The following is a 25,576-nucleotide window of genomic DNA, read 5'->3' on the forward strand; positions in this document are numbered from 1 at the left end:
TGTAACTATCCGGTGAGGCATTATGACTATTTACAGTGGTTTTAACCCACCCGCTCAGGTACGTGATCTTCGTGTTAAAGGCATAATTGTGTTAACTTCCCTGATTAATATACTCCACCACGGCGACTGCCTTGACGTCATGCCGACACTTGAACCCGGCAGCGTTGACCTTATCGTGTGCGATCCACCTTATGGCACGATGAAGGGTGCTAGCCTGGACACATGGAGCGCTGCAACCACGCAGTGGGATGAAGCTATCGATCCCGTAGTGCTGCTTGCCGCGTGCGAACGTGTACTCAGGGTTAACGGCGCACTGGTATTGTTTGCCCAGGAACCCTACACAAGCCGCCTGATAACGCAGGCGCATAGCAATATGCCGTTCAGTTACCGCATGGTGTGGGAGAAGGAGCACTTCGGCAACCCACTGCAAGCCAAAAACGCCCCCACATCATATTTTGAGGACGTGCTGGTATTTTTCAAAAAGTACGAACTGAACCTTAATCATCCGATGCGTGAATACTCCCGCAGGGTAAAGGCATTTACCAGGGCGACAAAGGCACGGGTAAATCGCACGCTTGGACACCGGGGAGCCGATCACTTTTTAAGAAGTGACACTATTCAGTTCTCGCTACCCACACGCAGCACCTACGAGCAACTGACCGTCGCCTACAACCTGACCGCTATGCCGGGTTTTCTGGCGTACGACGAAATTAAGTTGCCGCAACGCGTTTTCAATCTGCCACCAGGCAAACGGCATAAACCCAACATTCTGAAATATGCCCGCGACAGGGAAAAATATCACCCAACCCAGAAGCCGGTAGCGTTACTGGAAGACCTGATTCAGACCTACAGCAACCCCGGCGATATGGTGCTGGATTTCACGATGGGAAGCGGTTCAACGGGCGTTGCCTGCATCAACACAGGTCGTCGCTTTATCGGTATCGAAAAAGAGCAACGTTACTTTGATATTGCGAAAACACGCCTTGATAAAGCCAGTTGTCCGGCCCGCAGTCTTTCATCACGGTCACTGCACCAACCATCCTTTAGGTGAAAGGTTTAAGGGAACTATAAACATGGCAAAAGTTAAAAAGGTTAAATGGCCGGAGCTTCCCTCATTGCTGGTTCCGTTGTTCGAGTGCGCTAATATTTACCTGTGCACATCCTGTAATGAGTGGGAACAGGCATATGAAGCCATGAGTATTGAGCCGATCGATGTCAGTAGTCTTGCTGGTTGTGTCCGCCTGATAGAGTGCACAAAGACAGGTCAGGTGACGATTATGCTGGGCGTGTTTACTGGGCAACTTGAGGTACTGGTTCATGAATGTGCTCATGTGGCTTTCAGGGTATGCAACCTGTGCGGAGTGGAGATTAACCCGGAAGGCAGTAATGAGACCTATTGTTATCTACTGGATAAGGTATTTCGGTTCGCGGAACCTTATGTCAGGAAAGGCGGAATAAACACCAAACAAGCAAAAGCCGCAAAATCACTGTAATTAATTTGCAGTATTTGAAAGAAAAAACAACCTTCATTTATCGCGCGGATGGGCCGCATTTATCGCGCGGCGCATCATCAGGTGTTCGACGTTGAACAACAGGGGAATGAGATGGTGGTCTATGCCGCGCCGCGCGATGTCCGCGAACGAACCTGGCAACTGGATACCCCGTTGTTTACCCTGCGCTTTTCCTCGCCGCAGGAGGGAGTGATAGGTGTACGGATGGAACACTTCCAGGGCGCTTTGGATAATGGTCCACATTATCCGCTCAATGTTTTGCAGGATATCAACGTGGAGATGCAGAACAACGCCGAATTTGCCGAACTCAAGAGCGGCAGCCTGAGCGTGCGCGTCACCAAAGGCGAGTTCTGGTCACTGGATTTTCTGCGCAACGGGGTACGTATCACCGGCAGCCAGTTGAAAAATAACGGCTATGTGCAGGACGCCAACAGCGGGCGCAACTACATGTTCGAGCGTCTGGATCTCGGCGTGGGCGAAACCGTCTACGGGCTTGGCGAGCGTTTTACCGCACTGGTGCGCAACGGTCAGACGGTGGATACCTGGAACCGCGACGGCGGCACCAGCACCGAGCAATCATACAAGAATATCCCATTTTATCTGACCAATCGTGGTTACGGCGTGCTGGTGAATCATCCGCAGTGCGTGTCGTTTGAAATTGGCTCCGAGAAAGTCTCCAAAGTCCAGTTCAGCGTCGAGAGCGAGTATCTGGAATACTTCGTCATCGACGGCCCGACGCCAAAAGCGGTACTCAACCGCTATACCCAATTTACGGGGCGTCCGGCGCTGCCGCCCGCCTGGTCGTTTGGTCTGTGGCTGACCACTTCGTTTACCACCAATTACGACGAAGCGACGGTCAACCGCTTTATCGACGGCATGGCCGAGCGCAATCTGCCGCTGCATGTTTTCCACTTCGACTGTTTCTGGATGAAAGCTTTTCAGTGGTGCGATTTTGAATGGGACCCGGTGACTTTCCCCGATCCGAAAGGGATGATTCGCCGCCTGAAAGCGAAAGGGCTGAAAGTCTGCGTATGGATAAACCCGTATATTGGGCAAAAGTCACCTGTTTTCAGGGAGCTGAAAGAGAAAGGGTATTTGCTTAAACGCCCGGATGGCTCCTTGTGGCAGTGGGTTAAATGGCAGCCTGGACTGGCGATTTACGACTTCACCAACCCGCAAGCCTGCGAGTGGTATGTCAACAAGCTGAAAGGCCTGGTAGATATTGGCGTCGACTGCTTTAAAACCGACTTTGGCGAGCGTATTCCGACCGATGTCCAGTGGTTCGACGGCACCGATCCGCAAAAAATGCATAACCATTATGCCTACATCTACAACGAACTGGTGTGGAACGTGTTGAAAGAAACCGTAGGCGTTGAAAACGCCGTGCTGTTTGCCCGTTCCGCCTCGGTGGGCGCGCAACAGTTCCCGGTACACTGGGGCGGCGACTGTTACGCCAACTACGAATCGATGGCGGAAAGCCTGCGCGGCGGGCTTTCCATCGGCCTGTCAGGGTTTGGCTTCTGGAGCCACGATATCGGCGGGTTCGAGAATACCGCGCCGGCGCATGTCTATAAGCGTTGGTGCGCATTCGGGCTGCTCTCCAGCCACAGCCGCCTGCACGGCAGCAAATCCTACCGGGTCCCGTGGGCTTATGACGACGAGTCCTGTGACGTGGTGCGCTTCTTCACCGAACAGAAGTGCCGGATGATGCCGTATCTGTATCGGGAAGCGGCGCGCGCCAACGAAGCCGGTACGCCAATGATGCGGGCGATGATGCTGGAGTTCCCGGACGATCCGGCGTGTGATTATCTTGATCGCCAGTACATGCTGGGAGAGGCGGTCATGGTAGCGCCGGTATTTAGTGAAGCGGGCGACGTGGAGTTCTACCTGCCAGAAGGCCGCTGGACGCACCTGTGGCGCAACGATGAAGTGCAGGGCAGCCGCTGGCATAAACAGCAGCATGGCTTCCTGAGCCTGCCAGTATACGTGCGTGACAATACACTACTGGCGCTGGGCAACAATAGCCAGAAGCCCGATTACGCCTGGCATGAGGGTACGGCCTTCCAGTTGTTCCATCTGGATGACGGCTGCGAAGCGGTCTGCGAAGTCCCTGCTATGGATGGTTCGACAATCTTTATGCTGAAGGCGAAACGCACAGGCAATACCATTACGGTGAGCGGCGAAGGTGAGGCGCGCAACTGGACGTTGTGTCTGCGTAATATTACGCAGATTAGCGGTACCAAATGCGGTTCATATGCGGGAAGTGAATTGGGCGTAGTGGTCACCCCGCAGGGAAATGAGGTGGTGATTACGCTTTAAATTTGAATCGCCGGATGGCGCTGTGAGCTGCGCTTATCCGGCCTACAAATGTGCCAGAACCGTAAGCCCGGTAAGCGCCACCGCCACCGGGCAAGCCCTCAATTACAGCGCTGGCTCCGTTGACGTAACTTCCCCGCCGGACACCACGCCCGCTTGCATCGTCTGCGTTATCTGCTGCTTTTGTGCGTTGACCGCGTGTAATTGCCCGTTTACCGTCCGCTTCAACGGCACATCGGCCTGAATATTGCCGCTGGCCGTGAGCTGAATATTGCCATCACCAGCAATCGGTAATGCCGGCCAGCCCCACTGCTGTAGCACATCCATTGGTACGCCGCGTCCGTTCAGGCTGATTTGCGTCTGACGCTGCGGAAGTTGCGATACGCTGGCAGTGGCTTCCAGTATCCCTTTTCCAGTAAATGCGCTCAGATCGCTGATATTGACCGTGCTGGCATTGGCCGTCAACGACAGCGACGGGCGGCGCACGTCCACGCGGTTAAAGGTTGCCGCTGCGGCGTTTAGAGTCGCATTACCACTCCAGACGCCCCATTGATGATGTTGTACCAGTTCCAGGTTCGCGCCGTAGCCGTCCAGGGCGGTGATTTGCCACGGGAAGGCCGGGTCGATATCGATCACCAGGTTGCGACTGGCGCTGAATTTTTTCAGCGTCAGGCTGTTCAACCAGTCAGGCAACGGCTTCATCCATAACTGCTTCCAGTTTTCCGGTAGCGTATACTCCAGCCCGGCGATAGCGGTATCGTCCAGAATAAGCGCTTTGCCCTCGCGTAACCAGGCGCCGGAAGTTCTGACCATACCGCCTTCCCAGCGGGTGGTGAACTGGCGTAGCGCAACGCCCTGTGGTGAAAATTCGGCGTTCAGGATCGGATCGAGAAAGTGCAGCGAGCCGTAAATAAACTCGCTGGCGTTCATCGATAATTTACCTTCCTGACTTTGCCAGTCTTCTTTGCGCAGAGTCAGATTGCGCAAACTCAGGTCAAGATCGGTGACTGCCCAGTCTGGCCCTTGCAGGCTGGCGTCCGTCACTTCAAGTCGACCAATCTGCAAAGATGGAACCGTAGTAAGCGGCGCGAAAAACTCGCTCAGGGATTTATCGCTTTGTAACCGAATATCATTCAGCCGCAGATTTTCAACGACCCAACTACCGTCAGCATTACGCCGGGCGACGCCAGTCAACGCTCCGCGCGCCATATCGGCGCCGACGGTGTTTAACATCACCTGATTATGATCGATACTGCCTTCAATAAGCACATTAGTGGCGGGAACGTCGTTTAACGTCAGCGAACCGGCACTCAGTTGAATCTGGGCTTTATTGCCTAATATCTGACCGGCTTCGGGGCGCCAGGGCATAATGCCGCCGTTAACGCGCTGGGCGCTCAACCGCCATTCGCTGCCGGGACTATTGAGCGCCATATTGCGAAGTTGCAGGCGGTCGGCCTCAAACGGGAAAGGCGCGGTTTGCACTGAAATATTCAGCGTGCCGTCCTGTAACAGAATCGTGTCGACATGCAGCGGCTCGGTTAACTGGCGAATGCTCAGACCGATATCTACGGTTTTCGCGACCAGGGTAGCAGGCTGACCATCACGACCAAAGGTCACATTCTCCAGTAAAAGATGGGATGGGGCGGAAAAACGATGATCCATCACGTCGAATGTGAGGTGATAACCGCTGTTCTCTGATACCCAGTTGCTGACGTGATCTGCGCCCCAGCGCGTTTGCAGCAGAAAATAAAAGCCGAAAATCACCACTAAACAGGCGATCAGCACGTAGAGAAGCAACCTCCCAATCAATTTCATGGTCTTCCATCCCGTGAAATGCACATAGGGGATTTATGCACGATTTGCGTGCAATCCTCAAGACAGGAATGGTGAAAGAGCGTTACAGCGGCGGCGAATCGGGTCGCCGCCGCAGGGTTTTTACGGTTTTTCCGGCGGGAGAATCAGGTTCAGAACGATGGCCGTGATGCCGCCAGCGGCAATTCCGGATGAGAGCAGATTTTTCACCCATTCCGGCGCGAACTGCAGGATCTGCGGCTGTTGCGAGACGCCAAGACCCACGGCCAGCGATAGGGCGATAATCAGAATCGCGCGGCGGTTCAGCGGCTCACGCGAGACAATACGCACCCCGGAGGCGGCAATGGTGCCAAACATTACTAACGTGGCGCCGCCGAGCACCGGTTCCGGGATATGCTGCACAAAACCGCTTACCGCCGGGAACAGGCCGAGCACAATCAGCATCAGCGCGACGACAAATCCCACATAGCGACTGGCGACGCCGGTCAACTGAATTACGCCGTTGTTCTGACCGAAACAGGAATTCGGAAACGTATTAAATACCGCTGAAACAAAGGAGTTCAGGCCGTTAGCCAGTACGCCGCCTTTTAGCCGCTTCATGTACAAGGGGCCGGATACCGGCTGCTCGGAGACATCAGACGTGGCGGTGATGTCGCCGATGGTCTCCAGCGAGGTAATCATAAAGACCAGCATCAACGGCAGTAGCAGGTTCCAGTCAATGCCCAGACCATAATACAGCGGAGTCGGCACCATGATGATGTCCTGTGAAATCGGCGCGTTGTTTTCAGGCAACATGCCCATAAACCAGGCCAAAAGATAGCCTGCCGCCATGGCGATAACCAAAGAAGCCACGCGCAGGTAGGGATTACGCTGCCGATTCAGCAGGATGATAATGGCCAGGACGACGCCGGCCAGCAACAAGTTTTTCGGTGCGCCAAAGGTGTTGTCGCTCATGGCGGCATAGCCGCCGCCGATGGAGGTTAGCCCCACCTGAATCAGTGACAGGCCAATAATCATCACCACTACGCCGGAGACTAACGGCGTGATAATCCGGCGTGCCAGATGTAGAATGCGTGAAAGCACCATCTCGGTGCAGCTTGCCAGCATCAGCGTGCCGAACAGCGCCGCCATCATCGTCGGGACGTCCGCGCCGCCGGTTTTCAGCGCGGTACCGCCCATAATCAGTGGAGCGACAAAGTTAAAACTGGTTCCCTGGATGGATAACAGCCCCGATCCTACCGGCCCCCACGCTTTAATTTGAATAATAGAGGCTACGCCGGAGGCGAACAGCGACATGCTGATAATGTGCTGCGTATCCTGCGCCGGTAAACCCAACGCCTGGCAGATTAATAGCGCTGGCGTGATTACCGCGACAAACATGGCCAGCAGATGCTGACAAGCGGCAAAAAGGGTTTGAGGGAGCGGCGGGCGATCTTCAAGGCGGTAAATCAATTCGCTGTTTTGCGTCTGCGCAACCGGTTGCGCATCTGCCGACTCGATGGCGTTAACGGACATCAGGGACATTCTCGTGGTGGAAAAGCGGTGATTTTATCTGACCGGCTGGTAAAAGCAAACGATTGCGAGCGAATATTCTTAATATTTAAAAAAGATAAATGCACCTTTTTATATAACTTTTTGCCTTTTTCTGCTTAAAATCCATGCCGACGACTCGCAAAGAGCTAAAAAACTGACTCAGGAAATGATTTGTGCGCACATGTCACAGCGCACTACAGGAGCTTTAAATGTTTGAACTCGATACCTTATCGACCCTTGTCGCCGCCACGCTGGTGCTGCTACTGGGTCGCAAGCTGGTCCAGTCTGTCTCCTTACTGAAGAAATATACGATTCCGGAACCGGTGGCGGGTGGGTTACTGGTCGCTATTGCGCTGCTGGTGCTGAAAAAAAGCGTCGGTTGGGAGGTCAACTTTGATATGACCCTACGCGATCCGCTGATGCTGGCGTTTTTCGCGACGATCGGCCTTAACGCCAACCTTGCCAGCCTGCGGAAGGGGGGACGCGTCGTTGGCGTCTTCCTGATCGTCGTGGTCGGATTACTGCTGATGCAGAATGCCATCGGTATCGGCATGGCGAGTCTGCTGGGGTTGGACCCGTTAATGGGGCTGATTGCCGGATCGATTACGCTGTCCGGCGGGCACGGTACCGGCGCGGCGTGGAGTAAGCTGTTTATCGAACGTTATGGTTTTGCCAACGCCACCGAAGTTGCGATGGCTTGTGCGACCTTTGGCCTGGTACTGGGTGGGTTGATTGGCGGCCCGGTAGCGCGTTATCTGGTAAAACACTCCACCACGCCGGATGGAATGCCTGACGATCAGGCCGTGCCGACGGCCTTTGAAAAGCCGGACGTGGGTCGTATGATCACTTCTCTGGTGCTAATCGAAACCATCGCCCTGATTGCTATCTGTCTGACGGTGGGCAAAATCGTAGCGCAGCTACTGGCGGGAACGGTGCTTGAACTGCCGGTCTTCGTTTGCGTGCTTTTTGTTGGGGTGATCCTCAGCAATGGTCTGGCGCTGGTGGGCTTTTATCGCGTATTTGAGCGTGCTGTTTCGGTGCTGGGGAACGTGAGTTTGTCGCTATTCCTGGCAATGGCGCTGATGAGCCTGAAGCTGTGGGAACTGGCGTCGCTGGCGCTGCCGATGCTGGCGATTCTGGTGGTACAGACCATCTTCATGGCGCTATACGCGATCTTTGTCACCTGGCGCATGATGGGGAAAAACTACGATGCGGCGGTGCTGGCGGCGGGACATTGCGGTTTTGGCCTGGGCGCAACGCCGACCGCCATTGCCAATATGCAGGCGATTACCGACCGTTTTGGCCCCTCGCATATGGCGTTCCTGGTCGTGCCGATGGTCGGCGCGTTTTTTATCGATATCGTCAATGCGCTGGTGATTAAGCTGTATCTGCTGTTACCTATTTTCGCGCAATAATGGTTTGTACGGCGGCATTTAAGCCGCCGTGCTCACTAGGCGTTAGAATAGCGTTCAGTTTCCGGCATCCAGCGCTCAATCAGCGCCGCCGCCTGCTGCGGATAACGTTCATGAATATGACGGGCAATACGCTGAACTTCGGGAATAATGGCCTGATCGCGCAGCAAATCAGCTACTTTAAATTCGGCGTTACCCGTCTGGCGGGTGCCCAGTAATTCCCCCGGGCCGCGTATTTCCAAATCTTTTTGCGCAATCACAAAGCCGTCGTTGCTGTCGCGCAATACCTGTAAACGCTTCTGCGCCGTTTTCGACAACGGCGATTTATAGAGCAGCACGCAGTGCGATGCGACCGCGCCACGGCCAACGCGCCCTCTGAGCTGGTGTAATTGCGCCAGGCCCAGTCGCTCAGGGTTTTCAATAATCATCAGGCTGGCGTTAGGAACATCGACCCCCACCTCAATCACCGTAGTGGCGACCAGCAGATGCAGTTCACCCTGCTTAAAGGCCTGCATCACCGCCTGTTTTTCGGCGGGCTTCATGCGGCCGTGTACCAGGCCAATATTCAACTCCGGTAACGCCAGCTTGAGTTCCTCCCAGGTGGCTTCCGCCGCCTGCGCTTCCAGCAGGTCGGACTCTTCAATCAGCGTACATACCCAGTAGGCCTGACGGCCTTCGGTTGTGCAGGCGTTGCGCACACGATCAATGATTTCATGGCGACGGGTATCCGGAATAGCAACGGTAGTGACAGGGGTACGGCCCGGCGGGAGCTCGTCAATCACCGAGGTATCGAGATCGGCGTAGGCAGTCATCGCCAGGGTGCGCGGAATGGGCGTTGCGGTCATAATCAACTGATGCGGATGAAAGCCCTGCTGCTGGCCTTTTTCCCACAATGCCAGCCGCTGGTGGACGCCAAAGCGGTGCTGCTCATCGATAATCACCAGCGCCAGCCCGTTAAACTGCACCTGCTCCTGAAAAATGGCGTGGGTGCCGACAATCATCTGCACCTGACCGCTGGCAATAGCCTCTTGCTGCGCCTGACGCGCTTTACCTTTTTGCTTACCGGCCAGCCAACCCACTTCAACGCCCAACGGTTCGAACCAGTTGCGGAAATTATTTGCGTGCTGTTCAGCCAGCAGTTCAGTCGGCGCCATCAGCGCCACCTGCTTGCCATGAGCGATGGCGCGTAGCGCAGCCAGTGCGGCAACCAGCGTTTTACCGGAACCCACGTCGCCCTGAACCAGACGCATCATCGGCACATCGAGCGCCATATCACGTTCGATCTCTGCCACCACCCGCGCCTGAGCGCCTGTGGGTTTAAACGGCAACGACGCTAATAGTTGCTGTTTTAAGGTATCGTTTGTACTTAGCGGCTGAGCGTGATAGCGCTGCGCGCCTGCGCGAAGCGCCAGCATACTAAGATTGTGCGCCAGTAGCTCTTCAAGAATAAGCCGTCGTTGAGCCGGGTGTTTGCCGGTTTCTAAATCGGCGAGCTGGAGCGTCGGCGGCGGGCGATGCAAGGTACGTAGCGCCTCCGGCAGACTCATCATCCCCTGCGCCAGTTCCGGCGGCAGTAGTTCGGCAATGGCGCAGGTGTCGAGCAACTCCAGCGCCTGATCGGTAAGCTTGCGCAGTGTCGCTTGCTTCACGCCCTCGGTGGTCGGATAGACGGGGGTGAGCGTTTCCTGAAGCTCCGGCGTGCTGAGATCGCCCTGCAGGCGATATTCAGGGTGGATCATCTCTGCGCCATACTTGCCGCGCTTCGCTTCCCCGTAGGCCAGTACGCGCCGCCCCGTCGCCAGGCTGTTTTTCATCGCCGCGTTAAAATTGAAAAAACGCATGGTAAGAATGCCGGAACCGTCGCTAATCTGGCAGGTCATCATTCGACGACCGCCGAAAGTGACGTTACAGTTCAGCACTTCACCTTCAACGGTGGCGTAGATGCCAGGCAGCAGTTCGCCAATCGGGTAGAGATGGGTACGGTCTTCGTAACGCAGGGGAAGGTGTAATAGCAAATCCTGGACGGTATGCAGGCCGATTTTGGCCAGTTTGCTGCTTTGCGCTGCGCCTACGCCTGTCAGGGAATTAAGCGGAACAGCGTCTAGCAAGCGGCCTGACATGGTGATTACCCTGCCGCCTGCATCGTCGCCCACCAGTCAGCATCGGCGTCTATTTCGCCCTGCTGATTGACGCGAGGATAAGGCAGACCTTTACGTTTAGCGACTTTCGCCAGCACCGGATAACCGCCCTCAAACAGCAGGCGCTGCTGTTCATCTTCTGGCAACATACTATTTTCACGCAGATACATGCCCGCGTTCTGTCGCTGGCGCTGGGCTTCATAAAGAATGAGCGCGGAGGCGACGGAAACGTTCAGCGACTGTACCATGCCGATCATAGGAATGATGATATCCCGATCCGCCAGGTCTAATGCTTCCTGAGTAATACCGGTTTTCTCCTGACCCATCAGAATACAGGTCGGGCGCGTGTAATCAATTTCGCGAAAGTCCACGGCCTTATCAGAAAGATGGGTTGCCAGAATCAGCATTCCCCGTCCTTTCAAATGGGCTACCGCATCGCCAATGGTACGGTGCGTTTTCACCTGTACCCAACTGTTGCTGCCCGCCGCCGCGGAAGCCATGGTGCGCATCCGGCTACCGGGCCAGACAGCATGGACTTCATGGACGCCAACGGCATCTGCAGTACGAATGATTGCAGAAACGTTATGAGGTTTGTGGACTTGCTCCATGCAGACCGTGAGATCAGGCTGACGCCTGGCGAGCATTTCGCATATACGCGCATAACGTTGTGCATTCATTGATACTTCATCCTTCAAATTGCCTCGGCGTTAGCTGCTGGTTACTCGGCTCGTCCATGAGCCTCGCCCTGCGGGCCACCGCTTTGCGGTGTTCAAATCTGTTCCTGACAGATTTGTCATTCACCCCAGCCACGTACTTCTGTACGCTTCTGGGGAGTCATTCGCTTGCCGTTTTAATGCAATGCGAATGATTTTGCGTAAAAAATTAGTTTCGGTTACGGGTGACTTTAATGACGTCTGGCATCACGCGGATTTTGCGCATGATATTCGCCAGATGTACGCGATCGCGCGCGGTAAGGCGAATAAAGGTACTATAGACGCGACCATCTTTCTCTTCAGTATTCAGGCTTTGAATATTGGAGGTGGTCGTATTAATCGCCGCCGTCAGGTTAGCCAGCGCGCCCTGATGGTTAAACATTTCCACCTTGATTTCGGTAATGAATTCCTGCTCCGTCTCTTTGTCCCATTCGACCGCCATAAATTTCTCTGGCTCTTTCTGGTATCCACGAATATTACGGCAGGATTCATGGTGGATCACCAGTCCTTTACCTGGGCTGACGTGAGCGATGATTGGGTCGCCTGGGATCGGACGACAACACTTCGCAAAGGTGATCAGCACGCCATCGGCGCCTTTAATTGGCAGGTGGCCATGATTCGATTGCGCAACGGTCGGCACCACGGCTTCACCTTGCTGAAGATTCTTTGCGACCACTACGCTCATCGCGTTGCCGAGACCGATTTCCGCCAGCAGATCGTCAAGCGTTGCCAACTTCATACGATCCAGCTCACGCTGAATATTTTCCTGCGGAATTTCCGCCAGCTTACGGCTACCGCCTAAAGCATGGTTAAGCAGACGGCGCCCCAGGCTTACGGAGTCATCACGTTTGAGGTTTTTCAGCAACTGACGAATTTTAGCGCGCGCTTTAGAGCTGACGACAAAGTTTAGCCAGGCGGCGTTGGGACGCGCGCCCGGCGCGGTAATAATTTCGACGGTCTGACCGCTGCTAAGCGGCTGCGACAGCGGATAAGGCTGGCGGTCAACACGCGCGCCGACACAGGCGTGGCCGATATCGGTATGCACTGCATAGGCAAAATCCACCGGCGTAGCGCCAGCGGGCAGTTCGACAATGCGCCCTTCCGGGGTGAAAACGTAAATCTCATCCGGGAAGAGATCGGATTTTACGCTTTCGATAAATTCAAACGAACTACCGGCGCTCTGTTGTAGCTCCAGCAGGCTCTGCATCCAGCGCTGAGCGCGGATCTGCGCCGTGGTGCTGGTCTCGCCGTGTTCTTTATACGCCCAGTGCGCTGCGACCCCCATTTCCGCCATCTGATCCATATCTTCGGTACGGATCTGGACTTCAACAGGAACGCCGTGCGGGCCGATCATCGAGGTGTGCAAAGACTGATAACCGTTCGCTTTGGGAATGGCAATATAGTCTTTAACGCGTCCCGGACGCGGCTTATAGAGGCTGTGCATCTGGCCGAGTACGCGATAACAAGTATCGGAGTCATGGACGATCACACGAAACGCGTAGATATCCATGATCGAGTGAAAACGCTGCTCTTTGAGCACCATTTTGCAGTAGATCGAGTAAAGGTGCTTTTCTCGACCGCTAACGCGACACGGAATTCCCGCCTCTTGCAAACGTCCTTCGATTTCAGAGAGGATTTTTTGGATCATCTCTTTACGGTTGCCGCGCGCAGCTTTTACCACTTCTTTGATGACGCGGTAACGATTGGGATACAGCGCTTCAAAACCCAGCTCTTCCAGCTCGGTTTTAATGTGATGAATACCTAAACGATGTGCCAACGGGCTGTAGATTTCGAGGGTTTCACGGGCAATACGACGACGTTTATCCGGGCGTAACGAGCCCAGCGTGCGCATGTTATGGGTACGGTCAGCAAGCTTAATGAGGATGACGCGGATATCCTGCACCATCGCCATAATCATTTTGCGAAAGTTTTCGGCCTGCGCCTCTTTCTTATCGCGGAACTTGAGTTTATCAAGTTTCGACACCCCCTCTACCAGCTCGGCAACGCTTTTACCGAAAAGCTGTTCCATGTCCTGGTAGGTAGCGGGGGTATCTTCAATCACGTCATGCAGCAGAGCAGCCATCAGCGTTTCGTAGTCGAGTTTCATCTCGGCCAGAATACAGGCCACCGCTACCGGGTGTGTGATATAGGGTTCACCGCTTGAACGTGTCTGACCCTCGTGAGCGTCACGTGCAACGAGATACGCCTGCCGAAGACGCTTAATCTGGTCTTCCGGCAGGTAGGTTTGAATCAGTTGATTCAGGCTTTCAAACAGATACAAGGGCGACCCGCTTTGTGATTAACGACGACCTTCAGCAATAGCGGTAACGGCTTGTAATTCAGCGGCTTCCTGCTCTTGCTGTTCCTGGCGTTCGCGGACGTCGAGGATCTGGTTGTTAATCAGACCTTCTTCGATTTCGCGTAGCGCGATAACGGTAGTTTTATCGTTTTCTTCCGGTACCAGCGGATCCTTTCCGCCTACCTGCATCTGACGAGCGCGACGCGCGGCGACCAGTACCAGGTCAAAACGGTTACCAATTTTCTCTACAGCGTCCTGAACAGTTACGCGTGCCATACTTAAAATGCTCCACAGGTGAAGAAATGACTGGGCATGATACTGAAAGTGGGTTCAGTCTGCCAACAATTTGCTGATTAAAGCGTCATGACGCTGCTTTTGGCGGCTCATACGCAGACGTTCAGCGCGAATGATGGTTTTCAAATCGCTTAACGCGGTATCAAAGTCGTCATTCACAATAAGATAATCATATTCGGCGTAATGGCTCATTTCTGCAACCGCTTGCGCCATTCGTTTGGCAATGACTTCTTCGCTATCTTGCCCGCGACCGCGTAAACGGCGATCCAGTTCGATCTTTGACGGCGGCAAAATAAAAATGCTGCGTGCTTGCGGCATTTTTTCGCGAATTTGCTGGGCGCCCTGCCAGTCGATATCCAGAAAAACATCGACGCCGGTTGCCAGCACTTGCTCAATGGTTTCGCGAGAAGTGCCGTAATAATTGCCAAACACTTCCGCGTGCTCCAGAAACGCCTCCCTGCCAATCATGGTCTTAAACTCGTCATGATTTACAAAGAAATAGTGCTCACCGTGCACTTCACCCGGACGCGGCGCGCGCGTGGTATGTGAAACGGAAACCTGGGTGTCATACAACGGTTGGGTTTTTAATAAAGCCTGAATCAGGCTGGATTTACCCGCGCCACTGGGGGCAGAAACAATATAAAGCGTACCTTGAGCCATGAGTATCTTACGTATGTGATTATCGAAATAGAGCCTTGATACGGGCTTATTATACACATCGCCGTTATGCGACGTAGTCTTTGTCACACTTTTTGCGCCAGATTATTGCATTTTGCGTCCCTTTTTCCGCTTTTATCGCGTCGTTGCAGCAACCCACTAAAAAATCTGGAAAGCGGCTCGGATGATGCGTTTTTACCTCTCGGTTTTTATTCCCTGAAGCGTTATACCTGCCGGGCAATATGCACAGGAGGTCGTGATGAGATTATGGAAAAGCGTGGCGTGGGGCATTTTATTGTGGCATTCGCAGAGTGGGGCGCTTTGCCCGGCCTGGCCACCAGCAAGGGCCACTGAAGAAATCGCCCGTTTACAGCAACAGCTCGCTGACTGGAATGACATCTACTGGAAACAAGGTGTTAGCGCGGTTGACGATAGTGTGTACGACCAGCTCAGCGCAAGGCTGGTTCTGTGGCAACGCTGTATTGGTCAGGATGTTTCATCTACTCCGGTTTCACCGCCGTTAAACGGTACAACAATGCATCCTGTTGCACATACGGGCGTTCGTAAACTCGCGGACCGGCAGGCGGTAGCGCAGTGGATGCGCGGGCGCAGCGAGCTTTGGGTACAACCAAAAGTGGATGGCGTAGCGGTAACGCTGGTTTATCAGAACGGTAAACTGATCAGGGCTATCAGCCGGGGTAACGGACTACAAGGCGAGGACTGGACGCCAAAAATTCGCCAGATCCCCTCTATACCGCAGACAACGCGAGGCGCGCTTGCCAACGCGGTATTGCAGGGCGAAATTTTTCTACAGCGCGAGGGTCATATCCAGCAACAAATGGGCGGGATGAATGCGCGCTCGAAAGTCGCAGGGATGTTAATGCGCCAGGATAACGCCTCCGCGCTAAATTCGTTGGGTATTTTTATTTGGGCGTGGCCGGATGGTCCGGCAAATATGTCCGACAGATTAAGTCAACTTGCTAAGGCTGGATTCAGTCTGACGCAGACATATTCCCTGGCGGTAAAAAATGCCAGCGAGGTCGAGCGCGCGCGCCAGTCATGGCTGACGTCAGCATTACCCTTTGTGACGGATGGCGTAGTGATACGCATGGCTAAAGAGCCCGCATCACAACACTGGCGACCGGGGCAGGGCGACTGGCTGGCGGCATGGAAATATCCGCCGGTAGCGCAGGTCGCGCAAGTGAGCGCTATTCAATTCTCGGTGGGGAAAAGCGGCAAAATTGCCGTAGTAGCGTCACTTGTCCCCATTATATTGGATGATAAGCGGGTTCAGCGGGTCAATATCGGTTCTGTGAAACGTTGGGAAGCGTGGGATATAGCGCCGGGCGATCAGATCCTGGTGAGTCTGGCCGGGCAAGGCATTCCCCGGCTTGATGAGGTTGTCTGGCGGAGTCGTGAGCGGAGTAAGCCTGTGCCTCCTGGTAGCCATTTTAACTCGCTGACCTGCTTTTACGCGTCGGCAATGTGTCAGGAACAGTTTATCTCCAGGCTGGTATGGCTGGGGTCACGGTCGGCGTTGGATCTGGACGGAATGGGCGAAGCCAGTTGGCGGGCTTTGCATCAGACGCATCGCTTTGCGCATATCTTCTCCTGGCTTGCCCTGACGCCAGCGCAAATAGCTAATACGCCAGGCTTTGCTAAAGGAAAAAGCGAGCAGATATGGCGGCAATTTAACCTGGCGCGTCGGCAGTCGTTTACCCGCTGGATCATTGCGATGGATATCCCCTTAACGCAGGCCGCATTACAGGCCAGCGGCGATCGTTCATGGGAACAATTATTAATGCGAACAGATCAACAATGGCGGCAGTTGCCAGCGACGAGCGAGCGTCGTGCCGGGAGAGTTATCGACTGGCGGGATAATCCGCAGATCAAGGCGCTGAGCAGATGGCTGGCTGCTCAGCATATTCCCGGATTCGGATCTTAGTGTCCTTCATGGCGGTAATAAAATACCGGCAGGCCAAGTTTAAGACGTAGCGCTAATAACCTTGCTGTAAAGCCAAACAGTAGCGTAGAGATAACGACGACATCCGGATTCATGACGTAATGTTGTAGCGCAATATAGAGCACCGCCGAGGCGAACGAAATGCCGGCATATAGCTCTTTTTGAAACACCAGTGGGATGCGTTTACAGAACATATCGCGGAGTACGCCGCCAAAGACGCCGGTAGTGACGGCGGCCACTACGGCAATAATTGGCCCCTCGCCCATATCAAGGGCTATCTGAGCGCCAATAATAGAGAAAACTACCAGCCCCAGCGCGTCAAGTACCAGGAAAAGCTTGCGTAAATAGGGCATGACGGGAGCAACAATTGTGGTCAATACAGCGGCAGTCGCCACAATAATGACATATTCGGGATGCTTCACCCAACCTAGCGGATAGTGACCGAGCAGAATGTCGCGAACCGAGCCTCCGCCAATGGCGGTAGCGGTAGCAATAATAATTACGCCGAATGTATCCATGCGACGACGACCCGCAGCGAGTGCGCCCGTCATGGCCTCGGCAGTAATGCCAATTAAATAAAGAACGTGCAACAGCATGATTTCCCCCTAATTTACTGGGGGCGAAGATTAACGATTTGTGCGCTGTATCACGATTGAGATTTTCTAAGGCATTACTCTATTAATAAATTTTAGTAATGATTTTAAATTTATGATTAATAATTATTTATTATAAATATCAATAAATTGAACATCATTTTTGTGGTTTATTTTATGTGAAGCATTTCTATTTTGACTTAGATAAATTACCTGAACGGCGCCCTGGACGCGCCGCCGATTCGTCATTTCATTATGGCTGCTGTGCGGTAAGCTGTGTGATGAAGCGCTGACGCGAGCGTTCCACATACTGTTGCAAGCCATTGGAATCAAAGAATGCCTGTGTATCGCCGTTGCGAAGTTGCTGTCGTTTCTCCAGTAGCCCGAAGCGGTCACCTTTGTTGGCAATAAAGATATCAACATGCTGGGCGGCCAGTGTTTTAAAGCTGCTCTGAATATCAGTAACCAGGTCAGGGTAATTTTTGTTGTTAATCAGCAGATAGTCGGGTGTGGCGAGACTATCGGCGTAAATTAGCGTCTTGCCGTTGCGGAGCGTTACGCGCCAGGAGGTTGAGCCGGGTAGATGTCCAGGCGTGAATAGTGCTGTCACGGTTATCCCTCCGAGGCTGATGCTTTCCTGGTCGTGGATAATTTTATCGGTGGTGACGGGCGGGAAGGGGAGCGCATCGCCAAGCGCAAAATCCTGTCGTCCACCCCTCGCCATCTGATCGGCGTTGGGTTGGCTGGCGACCAATTGTGCGCCACTCCACCCTTTTAAACGTGCCATGCCCCCCGCTTGATCCAGCCGCGCATGGCTGTTCAACAGATAGCGCACGTCAGTGAGGCGAAATCCTGCCGCTTCAATATTCGCTTTAATTTGCGGTGCGCTTTCATCCAACCCCGCATCAATAAGAATATGCCCTGCCGGGGTGGTCAGTAGAATAGAAGAGAGATTTTCTGTGCCGACATACCACACGCCTTCCGTGATTTGAAACGGCTCCATAGGCTTAGCCCACGCTTTAAACAGTGACAACGGCGGAGCGGGTGATAACGGTTGTGAAGGATCTAATGCCGCCATTGCAGGAAGTGCTGATGTTGAAAATATACATACAAAGAATAATACATAGCGATTCATAATGTTCTCCTGATTGAAGCGCCCGCAGTATACCTGGCAGTAATTTAGCCAGGTTCAATAAGAGAGACGTTTAATGAACTTGCTGCAAATGGATATGAACCTGTTAAAAGTACTGTATGTGCTGCTAGAGACCAGCTCTACGGGGAAAACGGCGCAAAAGCTGGCTTTGTCGCCTTCTGCGGTAAGTCATGCGCTAATGAGATTGCGCGATGCGCTAAACGATCCGTTGTTTCGACGGGAAGGGAACCGCCAGATTCCTACGCCTTATGCGCAGGCGCTACGTGACAAATTGGCGCCTGTGTTTGTTTCGCTTAATGAGGAGCTGTTTGGCGATAAAGAGAACGGCTCCCGTTGTTTCCGGGTGGTACTTCCTCCCGCATTGAACGCGCTGCTTACGCCCGTTCTCGCAGAGAAAGGTTATCTTCATCAGGCGGTGATCGAGTGCCTTCCTTTTGCCCGCCGACCCTGGCGTGATGAATTGTTGGATAGCTCGGTTGATTTGGTGCTGGCAATTGGCGACCATCAAAAGCAGGTCAGCGCTCTGCATTACGAACGGGTGGGGACTACGCGTTTGATCGCGGTTTATGGCACGCCATTGCGTTCACGTCTGGAGAATGCCGCAGCGTTGAATTTTGCTGATCTACAGCATTATCAGCACATTTACTGTTTGCCATGGACAAAAGAGAACAACGAACTGGACAGGCAGCAGACTCGTGCCGGATTTGAACGTCCGCTGGCGTTTGTTTGTCATGATTACAGCCAACTTGCGCCTGCTGTCCAGTCGGCGCCGCTGATGGCTATTGTACCGTGCCCCTGGTATGAAAATTTATCCGATAAGCGTGGTCTTTTTGTCCTGCCGCTTGCCGGAGAGCAGGCGGAAGGCGCTATTTTCATGCAGTACCGGGCTTCGACGGTAGAGTGGAAGCGACGCCTTATCGAAGCCATTCGCCGGAAATTAAAAACGTACTACCAATAAACGCGAGAGCCCGCATAAGGCGGGCGCTGTGACGTATTGAGCGCCAGAATTATTCGATATTCTGAATTTGCTCGCGCATTTGCTCGATCAACACTTTTAATTCAATAGCGGAGTTAGTTACATCAGCGTTGATGGATTTGGACGCCAGGGTGTTCGACTCACGGTTAAATTCTTGCATCATGAAGTCCAGACGGCGACCTACCGCCTCTTTTTTCTTCAGAATGTTGTAAGTCTCTTTGACGTGCGCTTCCAGACGATCCAGCTCTTCCGCCACATCAATGCGTTGCGCCATCATCACCAGTTCTTGCTCCAGACGGTTGTTTTCAAGCTGTACCTGCGCGTCTTCCAGCTTGGCAACCAGGCGTTCACGCTGCCATCGCAAGATTTCCGGCATATGCGCGCGAACTTTCGCTACTTCGGCGCTGACGCCTTCCAGCCGTTGTTCAATCAGCGCTTTTAGCGCCTGGCCTTCCGTTTCACGCGCTACGATAAAGTCGTCCAGCGTACCGTCCAGCGCGGCTAAAATTTCTGCGGCAATCGCGTCCAGATCCTGCTCTTGCGCCGCCATGACACCTGGCCAGCGCAAAATATCAACCGGATTGATTTCCCCTTCGTCGCTCTGCATTTTGACCCAGTTTGCGGCGCTAACCAGTTGTTTTGCCAGCTTTTCATTCAGAATAAGCTCGCCTTGCGCGCTGGCATCGGGTTCAAAACGCAGCATGCATTCGACTTTGCCGCGCGTCAGACGTGTACGAATGCGCTCGCGCACGACGGGTTCAAGACTACGGAACTGTTCCGGCAGACGAAAGTAAGTTTCCAGATAACGCTGGTTTACCGAGCGCATTTCCCAGGTCGCGCTACCCCATTCACCCTTAATTTCACGCCGGGCGTAGGCGGTCATACTGCGGATCATAGATGTTCCCGTTTTTAAAGGAGAGATGAGGGGATTATAGCTATCCAGGCCTTGTCAGGATAGGAATAACCATCGGAAGTCCGTATAATGCGCAGCCACATTCGTTTTAAGTCGGAGATCTCAATATGCGTCCAGCAGGCCGTAGCGCTAATCAGGTGCGTCCCGTAACCCTGACCCGTAACTATACAAAACACGCTGAAGGCTCGGTACTGGTCGAATTTGGAGATACCAAAGTGTTGTGCACCGCCTCCATTGAAGAAGGCGTCCCGCGTTTTCTGAAAGGACAAGGCCAGGGGTGGATCACCGCTGAGTATGGCATGTTGCCTCGCGCCACCCATACCCGTAACGCGCGCGAAGCGGCAAAGGGTAAGCAGGGTGGTCGTACTATGGAAATTCAGCGTTTGATCGCGCGTGCGCTGCGTGCGGCGGTCGATCTGAAAACGCTCGGCGAATTTACCATTACGCTGGACTGCGATGTAATCCAGGCCGATGGCGGTACGCGTACAGCGTCTATTACCGGTGCCTGCGTGGCGTTGGCGGATGCGCTGAATAAGCTGGTTGCAAACGGTAAGCTGAAAACCAATCCGATGAAAGGCATGGTGGCGGCGGTTTCCGTAGGCATCGTTAACGGCGAAGCGATCTGCGATCTGGAGTATGTTGAAGATTCCGCCGCAGAAACCGACATGAACGTCGTGATGACCGAAGACGGCCGCATCATTGAAGTACAGGGCACCGCGGAAGGCGAACCGTTCAGCCATGAAGAACTTCTCACTTTGTTGGCGCTGGCCCGAGGGGGAATTGAATCCATTGTAGCGACGCAGAAGGCGGCGTTAGAAAATTGATTTTAAGGCGACTGAAAAGTCGCCTTTTTTTTGTCCGTAAATTTCGTAAATGATGAAAGTAAGAAAAGGAGCGAATCCATGAAGCCGTATCAGCGCCAGTTTATTGAGTTTGCGCTTAACAAGCAGGTACTAAAGTTTGGCGAGTTTACGCTGAAATCCGGGCGCCAAAGCCCCTATTTCTTCAACGCCGGGCTGTTTAATACCGGGCGCGACCTGGCGTTGTTAGGCCGTTTTTATGCCGAAGCTCTGGTTGATTCCGGTATTGAATTTGGTCTGCTGTTTGGCCCCGCATACAAAGGTATTCCGATCGCGACGACGACAGCGGTTGCGCTGGCGGAACATCACGATAAAGACCTGCCGTACTGCTTTAACCGCAAAGAGGCAAAAGATCATGGCGAAGGCGGGAATTTGGTGGGCAGCGCGCTACAGGGCCGCGTGATGCTGGTGGATGACGTGATTACCGCAGGTACGGCGATTCGCGAGTCTATGGAGATTATTCAGGCGCACGGGGCCACGCTGGCAGGCGTACTGATTTCGCTGGATCGCCAGGAACGTGGCCGCGGCGAGATTTCCGCGATTCAGGAAGTGGAGCGTGACTATGGCTGTAAAGTTATCTCCATCATTACGCTGAAAGACCTGATTGCCTATCTGGAAGAAAAACCTGAGATGGCTGAGCATCTGGCTGCTGTGCGGGCATACCAGGAAGAATTTGGGGTGTAAGCGAATTGCCCGGTGGCGCTACACTACGCTTACCGGGCCTATGTTTCTGTCGCCTGGATAAGGCGTGAGTCGGCCAGCGTTACTGTAACTGAGCGGCAATGAGCGGCCAGCGGGCGTCGAAATCGTCCGTTGGACGGTATTTAAATTCGCTACGCACGAACCGTGAAAGCATACCTTCACAGAAGGCGAGCAGTTGGCTTGCTAACAGTGTTTCATCCGTCGCGTAGCCTTCGCCTTCACGCATTCTTTTTTCTCGTAGCACCTGGCGGAGCTGCGCTTCGATGCGTTCAAAAAGCTGGTTAATGCGCCCTTGCAGGCGATCCTGTTCAAACATCAGCGCGTGCCCGGTAAGAATGCGCGTCAGGCCAGGGTTGCGTTCGCCAAAACCCAGAATCAGCAACACAATCAGTCGCAAACGCGTGCTGGTGTCTTTTTCATCTTTTAAAATCAGATTGATACGGGTAATCAGACTATCTTCGATAAACTCAATCAGGCTATCGAACATGCGGGTCTTGCTGGGAAAATGGCGATATAGCGCCGCTTCGGAAACGCCGACCGAGGCCGCCAGTTTTGCCGTCGTGATGCGTTGACTTCCATCGCTGGATTCAAGCATCAGCGCCAGAGACTGAAGTATTTCTTCGCGACGATTCCTTTTCGCAGTTTGTTTTTCTGCCATGTTACAAAATACCCCTGAAAATAAGCACTTGCCAGGCGAGCACCCACGCTATAACCGCAAACTCAGCGCTTGCGGCAGTATTATGACGTTATTGGGATGCGTAAAAATTTACTTACGGCCAGAATGACCGAAGCCGCCCTCGCCACGTTCGGTGGCGTCAAATGCTTCCACCAGATTAAATTCGGCCTGAACGACCGGAACAAACACCATTTGCGCGATACGTTCGCCGGGTTCAATGGTAAAACTGTCCTGACCACGGTTCCAGATCGAAACCATCAGTTGCCCCTGATAATCGGAATCAATCAGCCCGACCAGGTTGCCCAGCACGATACCATGTTTATGGCCCAGGCCCGAACGCGGCAACATGACTGCCGCCAGTGATGGATCGGCGATATGAATGGCCAGTCCGGTAGGCACCAACGTCGTTGCACCAGGCGCCAGTTCTACGGCGTCGTCGAGACAGGCGCGCAGGTCAAGCCCGGCAGAACCAGAAGTAGCATAAGTCGGCAGCGGAAACTGCTGACCAACACGCGGGTCCAGAATCTTAACGTCGATTTTTTTCATCATAACGGGTCACGATCTCGTCGAGTAATAATTGGCCCAGGAGTTCTTTTCGCTCAAGCGGTAAGACTTTATCTCCATCCTGCCAGAAAAGGTGTAAAGCGTTTTTATCGCTATTAAATCCCTGATTTGAAAGTGAAACATCATTTGCACAAATCAGGTCAAGGTTTTTACGGATACGTTTTTGCCGGGCGTATTCTTCCACATTATTCGTTTCCGCGGCAAACCCAACAACATAGGGTCGATTGTCACTGAGTGCGGCCACCCCGGCGATAATGTCCGGGTTTTTGACCATTTTTATTATTAATTCATCACTTTGCGCCGCCTGTTTTTTGATTTTTTCACTGGCGATAGTCTTTGCGCGATAGTCAGCCACGGCGGCGCAGCTAATGAAAATATGCTGCTGTTGAACGGCGGCCTGAACAGCGACTTCCATGTCCAGCGCGGTTATAACATCAACCCGTTTTACAAAAGGCGGCGTTGGTAACGAAACGGGACCGGAGACCAGCGTGACATTTGCGCCGCGACGCGCGGCGGCCGCCGCAATAGCGAAGCCCATTTTACCGGAGCTGTGGTTGGAAATATAACGCACCGGGTCGAGCGGTTCGCGCGTCGGACCTGCCGTAATCATGATATTAAGATGTTGCAGATCGTTGACAGCAGCGAAATGCGCGACGGCCTTATCGACGATAACTAATGGGTCCAGCATTCGGCCAGGACCTACATCGCCACATGCCTGACTGCCGCTATCCGGCCCCCAAATGAACAGACCGCGAGAGGCGAGTACCTCCAGATTATGTTGCGTGGCGGCAGCGCGGTACATCTGTTGGTTCATGGCCGGAAGAACGGCTACCGGGGCTGGCGTCGCCAGGCAGATGGTGGAGACTAAATCATTAGCCATACCCGATGCTACACGGGCGATCAGATCGGCGGTCGCGGGGGCAAGAATAACCAGGTCGGCCCATTTCCCCAACTCGATATGCCCCATCGCGGCTTCGGCGGCAGGGTCAAGCAGACTGTCGGACACCGGATAACCCGACACTGCCTGTAAGCTCAGGGGGGTAATAAAGGCTTTTGCCGCCTCGGTCATTGCCACGCGCACGTCAGCGCCGCGCTCACGTAAACGGCGTACCAGCTCCGGCGTTTTATACGCAGCGATACCGCCGCTAACGCCAAGAACAATTTTTTTACCGGCCAGGCTCATCATGTCTTTCCTGTTGGGTGATTTTGAAAGGCGGCTATTTTATCACAATCTCTACGGCGTCGTGTCTTTGCCTGCGCTCCACTTTGCGAGGCGCTACGCAAGAACAAAATCGGGGCATCGATCTCTCCCAAAGGCTATGCCACTATGCCGCTTCCTTAAAAAAGGAGGTGCGCGTATGGATACGTTGGACGGATTATTGCCGCGTGAAAAAATGCTCAGATCCGGCATTGCTTCCCTTAGCGATGTTGAGCTGCTGGCGCTTTTTTTACGTACCGGCACGCCGGGAAAAGATGTTATGACGTTGGCAAAAGAGATGTTGCAGCGCTTTGGGTCGCTGTATGGCCTGCTGTCGGCGGACTTTGCGCAGTTTCGCGGCGTAAACGGTATCGGCCTGGCGAAATTCGCGCAGTTGAAAGGCATTGCTGAGCTGGCAAGGCGCTATTACAGTGTGCGCATGAATGAGGAAAGTGCGTTGCTAAGTCCGGAAATGACGCGGGAATTTCTGCAAAGCCAACTGACGGGCGAGGAGCGTGAGATCTTTCTGGTGATCTTCCTCGATGCCCAACACCGTGTGCTTCAGCACAGCCGCCTGTTTTCCGGCACGCTTAACCACGTAGAGGTGCATCCGCGTGAGATTGTCCGGGAAGCGATTAAACTCAATGCCTCGGCGGTCATTCTGGCGCATAATCACCCTTCAGGCTGCGCAGAGCCGAGTAAAGCGGATAAACTTATCACCGAGCGCGTGATAAAGTGTTGCCAGTTTATGGACATCCGGGTGCTCGATCACCTGATAATTGGCCGCGGAGAGTACGTTTCTTTTGCCGAACGCGGCTGGATTTAAGGTACTTTGCGCGATCCATCGGGATCTTTGTCTGTTCGGGACTTGAGCATATCGCCGGGTCAGCGTATACTACGCCACCTTTGAGAATCTCGGGTTTGGCATTTGGGCCTGGCAATCGGGGGTTCACTTAGAACCGTCGTGACCGGGCTTTACAGCCTGACGAGGCGCCAATACCCCATACGAAGCTCGAGCTAATTTGATTTTTGGAGAATAGACATGTCCCGAGTCTGCCAAGTTACTGGCAAGCGTCCGGTGACCGGTAACAACCGTTCCCACGCACTGAACGCGACTAAACGCCGTTTCCTGCCTAACCTGCACTCTCACCGTTTCTGGGTTGAGAGCGAGAAGCGTTTTGTCACCCTGCGTGTATCTGCTAAAGGTATGCGTATCATCGATAAAAAAGGCATCGAAACAGTTCTGTCTGAACTGCGTGCCCGTGGCGAAAAGTACTAAGTACTAAGAGGAAA

Annotated in this window: 23 protein-coding genes; 10 read left to right on the forward strand and 13 right to left on the reverse strand. The window is 53.6% G+C overall.

Annotated features, from left to right (window positions below; translation table 11 throughout):
• Window positions 1-22 precede the first annotated feature (22 nt).
• The 3 genes from F4V72_RS07395 to yicI are packed head-to-tail and all read left to right on the forward strand — an operon-like array spanning window position 23 to window position 3,830.
• Window positions 23-1,051, forward strand: coding sequence for a DNA-methyltransferase (locus F4V72_RS07395; RefSeq protein WP_136057932.1), 1,029 nt, complete (start codon window positions 23-25; stop codon window positions 1,049-1,051).
• A gap of 22 nt (window positions 1,052-1,073) precedes the next feature.
• Window positions 1,074-1,493, forward strand: coding sequence for a hypothetical protein (locus F4V72_RS07400; protein ID WP_136057933.1), 420 nt, complete (start codon window positions 1,074-1,076; stop codon window positions 1,491-1,493).
• Window positions 1,494-1,541: 48 nt separating this feature from the next.
• Window positions 1,542-3,830: an alpha-xylosidase gene (gene yicI / locus F4V72_RS07405; protein WP_136057934.1), complete on the forward strand. Its 2,289-nt coding sequence runs from the start codon at window positions 1,542-1,544 to the stop codon at window positions 3,828-3,830.
• Between the two features lie 102 nt (window positions 3,831-3,932).
• Here yicI and F4V72_RS07410 read toward each other — a convergent pair whose 3' ends face one another.
• Together F4V72_RS07410 and xanP are read right to left on the reverse strand one after the other, a co-directional pair.
• Window positions 3,933-5,642, reverse strand: coding sequence for an AsmA family protein (locus F4V72_RS07410; RefSeq protein ID WP_136057935.1), 1,710 nt, complete (start codon window positions 5,640-5,642; stop codon window positions 3,933-3,935).
• A 120-nt stretch (window positions 5,643-5,762) separates the two neighbouring features.
• On the reverse strand, window positions 5,763-7,154 hold the full coding sequence (gene xanP, locus F4V72_RS07415; protein ID WP_053509297.1) for a xanthine/proton symporter XanP: 1,392 nt from the start codon (window positions 7,152-7,154) through the stop codon (window positions 5,763-5,765).
• A 227-nt stretch (window positions 7,155-7,381) separates the two neighbouring features.
• Between xanP and gltS the strand changes: the two genes are divergently transcribed.
• On the forward strand, window positions 7,382-8,587 hold the full coding sequence (gene gltS / locus F4V72_RS07420) for a sodium/glutamate symporter (protein WP_079823639.1): 1,206 nt from the start codon (window positions 7,382-7,384) through the stop codon (window positions 8,585-8,587).
• Window positions 8,588-8,622: 35 nt separating this feature from the next.
• On the opposite strand, the gene recG is transcribed toward gltS, so the two are convergent.
• The 5 genes from recG to gmk all read right to left on the reverse strand — a co-directional run bounded on the left by recG (window position 8,623) and on the right by gmk (window position 14,688).
• The gene (gene recG, locus F4V72_RS07425) at window positions 8,623-10,704 is read right to left on the reverse strand and encodes an ATP-dependent DNA helicase RecG (protein WP_136057936.1); all 2,082 of its coding nucleotides are present in this window, start codon (window positions 10,702-10,704) and stop codon (window positions 8,623-8,625) included.
• 5 nt (window positions 10,705-10,709) lie between these two features.
• Window positions 10,710-11,399, reverse strand: coding sequence for a tRNA (guanosine(18)-2'-O)-methyltransferase TrmH (gene trmH / locus F4V72_RS07430; protein ID WP_070803451.1), 690 nt, complete (start codon window positions 11,397-11,399; stop codon window positions 10,710-10,712).
• Window positions 11,400-11,604: 205 nt separating this feature from the next.
• On the reverse strand, window positions 11,605-13,716 hold the full coding sequence (spoT, locus tag F4V72_RS07435) for a bifunctional GTP diphosphokinase/guanosine-3',5'-bis pyrophosphate 3'-pyrophosphohydrolase (protein WP_000280481.1): 2,112 nt from the start codon (window positions 13,714-13,716) through the stop codon (window positions 11,605-11,607).
• Window positions 13,717-13,734: 18 nt separating this feature from the next.
• Window positions 13,735-14,010 (reverse strand): DNA-directed RNA polymerase subunit omega, encoded by a 276-nt coding sequence (rpoZ, locus tag F4V72_RS07440; RefSeq protein WP_000135058.1) that lies wholly within the window; start codon window positions 14,008-14,010, stop codon window positions 13,735-13,737.
• Window positions 14,011-14,064: 54 nt separating this feature from the next.
• Window positions 14,065-14,688: a guanylate kinase gene (gmk, locus tag F4V72_RS07445; protein ID WP_000046966.1), complete on the reverse strand. Its 624-nt coding sequence runs from the start codon at window positions 14,686-14,688 to the stop codon at window positions 14,065-14,067.
• A gap of 256 nt (window positions 14,689-14,944) precedes the next feature.
• On the opposite strand from gmk, the gene ligB reads away from it, so the two are divergent.
• Window positions 14,945-16,630, forward strand: coding sequence for an NAD-dependent DNA ligase LigB (gene ligB, locus F4V72_RS07450; protein WP_079795987.1), 1,686 nt, complete (start codon window positions 14,945-14,947; stop codon window positions 16,628-16,630).
• Here the strand turns inward: ligB and F4V72_RS07455 are convergent.
• Both F4V72_RS07455 and F4V72_RS07460 read right to left on the reverse strand, forming a co-directional pair.
• Window positions 16,627-17,244, reverse strand: coding sequence for a trimeric intracellular cation channel family protein (locus tag F4V72_RS07455; protein WP_000924334.1), 618 nt, complete (start codon window positions 17,242-17,244; stop codon window positions 16,627-16,629). The two genes, ligB and F4V72_RS07455, sit on opposite strands and share 4 nt — an antisense overlap.
• A gap of 250 nt (window positions 17,245-17,494) precedes the next feature.
• Window positions 17,495-18,376 carry an HARLDQ motif MBL-fold protein gene (locus F4V72_RS07460; RefSeq protein WP_053529943.1) on the reverse strand — a complete coding sequence of 294 codons (882 nt, stop codon included), beginning with the start codon at window positions 18,374-18,376 and terminating at the stop codon, window positions 17,495-17,497.
• 73 nt (window positions 18,377-18,449) lie between these two features.
• On the opposite strand from F4V72_RS07460, the gene F4V72_RS07465 reads away from it, so the two are divergent.
• Window positions 18,450-19,352, forward strand: coding sequence for a LysR family transcriptional regulator (locus F4V72_RS07465; RefSeq protein WP_136057937.1), 903 nt, complete (start codon window positions 18,450-18,452; stop codon window positions 19,350-19,352).
• 49 nt (window positions 19,353-19,401) lie between these two features.
• Here F4V72_RS07465 and F4V72_RS07470 read toward each other — a convergent pair whose 3' ends face one another.
• Entirely contained in the window at window positions 19,402-20,265 is an 864-nt protein-coding gene (locus F4V72_RS07470) for a YicC/YloC family endoribonuclease (RefSeq protein ID WP_053509308.1), read from the reverse strand.
• Window positions 20,266-20,390: 125 nt separating this feature from the next.
• Here F4V72_RS07470 and rph point away from each other — a divergent pair, with 125 nt between their 5' ends.
• The gene (rph, locus tag F4V72_RS07475; protein ID WP_001247078.1) at window positions 20,391-21,107 is read left to right on the forward strand and encodes a ribonuclease PH; all 717 of its coding nucleotides are present in this window, start codon (window positions 20,391-20,393) and stop codon (window positions 21,105-21,107) included.
• A gap of 78 nt (window positions 21,108-21,185) precedes the next feature.
• The gene (gene pyrE, locus F4V72_RS07480; RefSeq protein ID WP_136057938.1) at window positions 21,186-21,827 is read left to right on the forward strand and encodes an orotate phosphoribosyltransferase; all 642 of its coding nucleotides are present in this window, start codon (window positions 21,186-21,188) and stop codon (window positions 21,825-21,827) included.
• Window positions 21,828-21,906: 79 nt separating this feature from the next.
• Here pyrE and slmA read toward each other — a convergent pair whose 3' ends face one another.
• The 3 genes from slmA to coaBC all read right to left on the reverse strand — a co-directional run bounded on the left by slmA (window position 21,907) and on the right by coaBC (window position 24,268).
• Entirely contained in the window at window positions 21,907-22,503 is a 597-nt protein-coding gene (slmA, locus tag F4V72_RS07485) for a nucleoid occlusion factor SlmA (protein WP_023247292.1), read from the reverse strand.
• Window positions 22,504-22,611: 108 nt separating this feature from the next.
• A complete protein-coding gene (gene dut / locus F4V72_RS07490; protein WP_000976078.1) occupies window positions 22,612-23,070 on the reverse strand; it encodes a dUTP diphosphatase in 459 nt (152 codons plus the stop codon).
• Complete coding sequence (gene coaBC / locus F4V72_RS07495; RefSeq protein ID WP_023247294.1) at window positions 23,048-24,268, reverse strand: bifunctional phosphopantothenoylcysteine decarboxylase/phosphopantothenate--cysteine ligase CoaBC; 1,221 nt, start codon at window positions 24,266-24,268, stop codon at window positions 23,048-23,050. The genes dut and coaBC overlap by 23 nt, the downstream gene beginning before the upstream one ends.
• A 175-nt stretch (window positions 24,269-24,443) precedes the next feature.
• On the opposite strand from coaBC, the gene radC reads away from it, so the two are divergent.
• Together radC and rpmB are read left to right on the forward strand one after the other, a co-directional pair.
• Window positions 24,444-25,109, forward strand: coding sequence for a RadC family protein (gene radC / locus F4V72_RS07500; RefSeq protein ID WP_023247295.1), 666 nt, complete (start codon window positions 24,444-24,446; stop codon window positions 25,107-25,109).
• A 216-nt stretch (window positions 25,110-25,325) separates the two neighbouring features.
• On the forward strand, window positions 25,326-25,562 hold the full coding sequence (rpmB, locus tag F4V72_RS07505) for a 50S ribosomal protein L28 (protein WP_001519051.1): 237 nt from the start codon (window positions 25,326-25,328) through the stop codon (window positions 25,560-25,562).
• Window positions 25,563-25,576 lie beyond the last annotated feature (14 nt).

It is taken from the genome of Salmonella enterica subsp. diarizonae (genome assembly GCF_008692785.1).
Lineage (GTDB): Bacteria > Pseudomonadota > Gammaproteobacteria > Enterobacterales > Enterobacteriaceae > Salmonella > Salmonella diarizonae.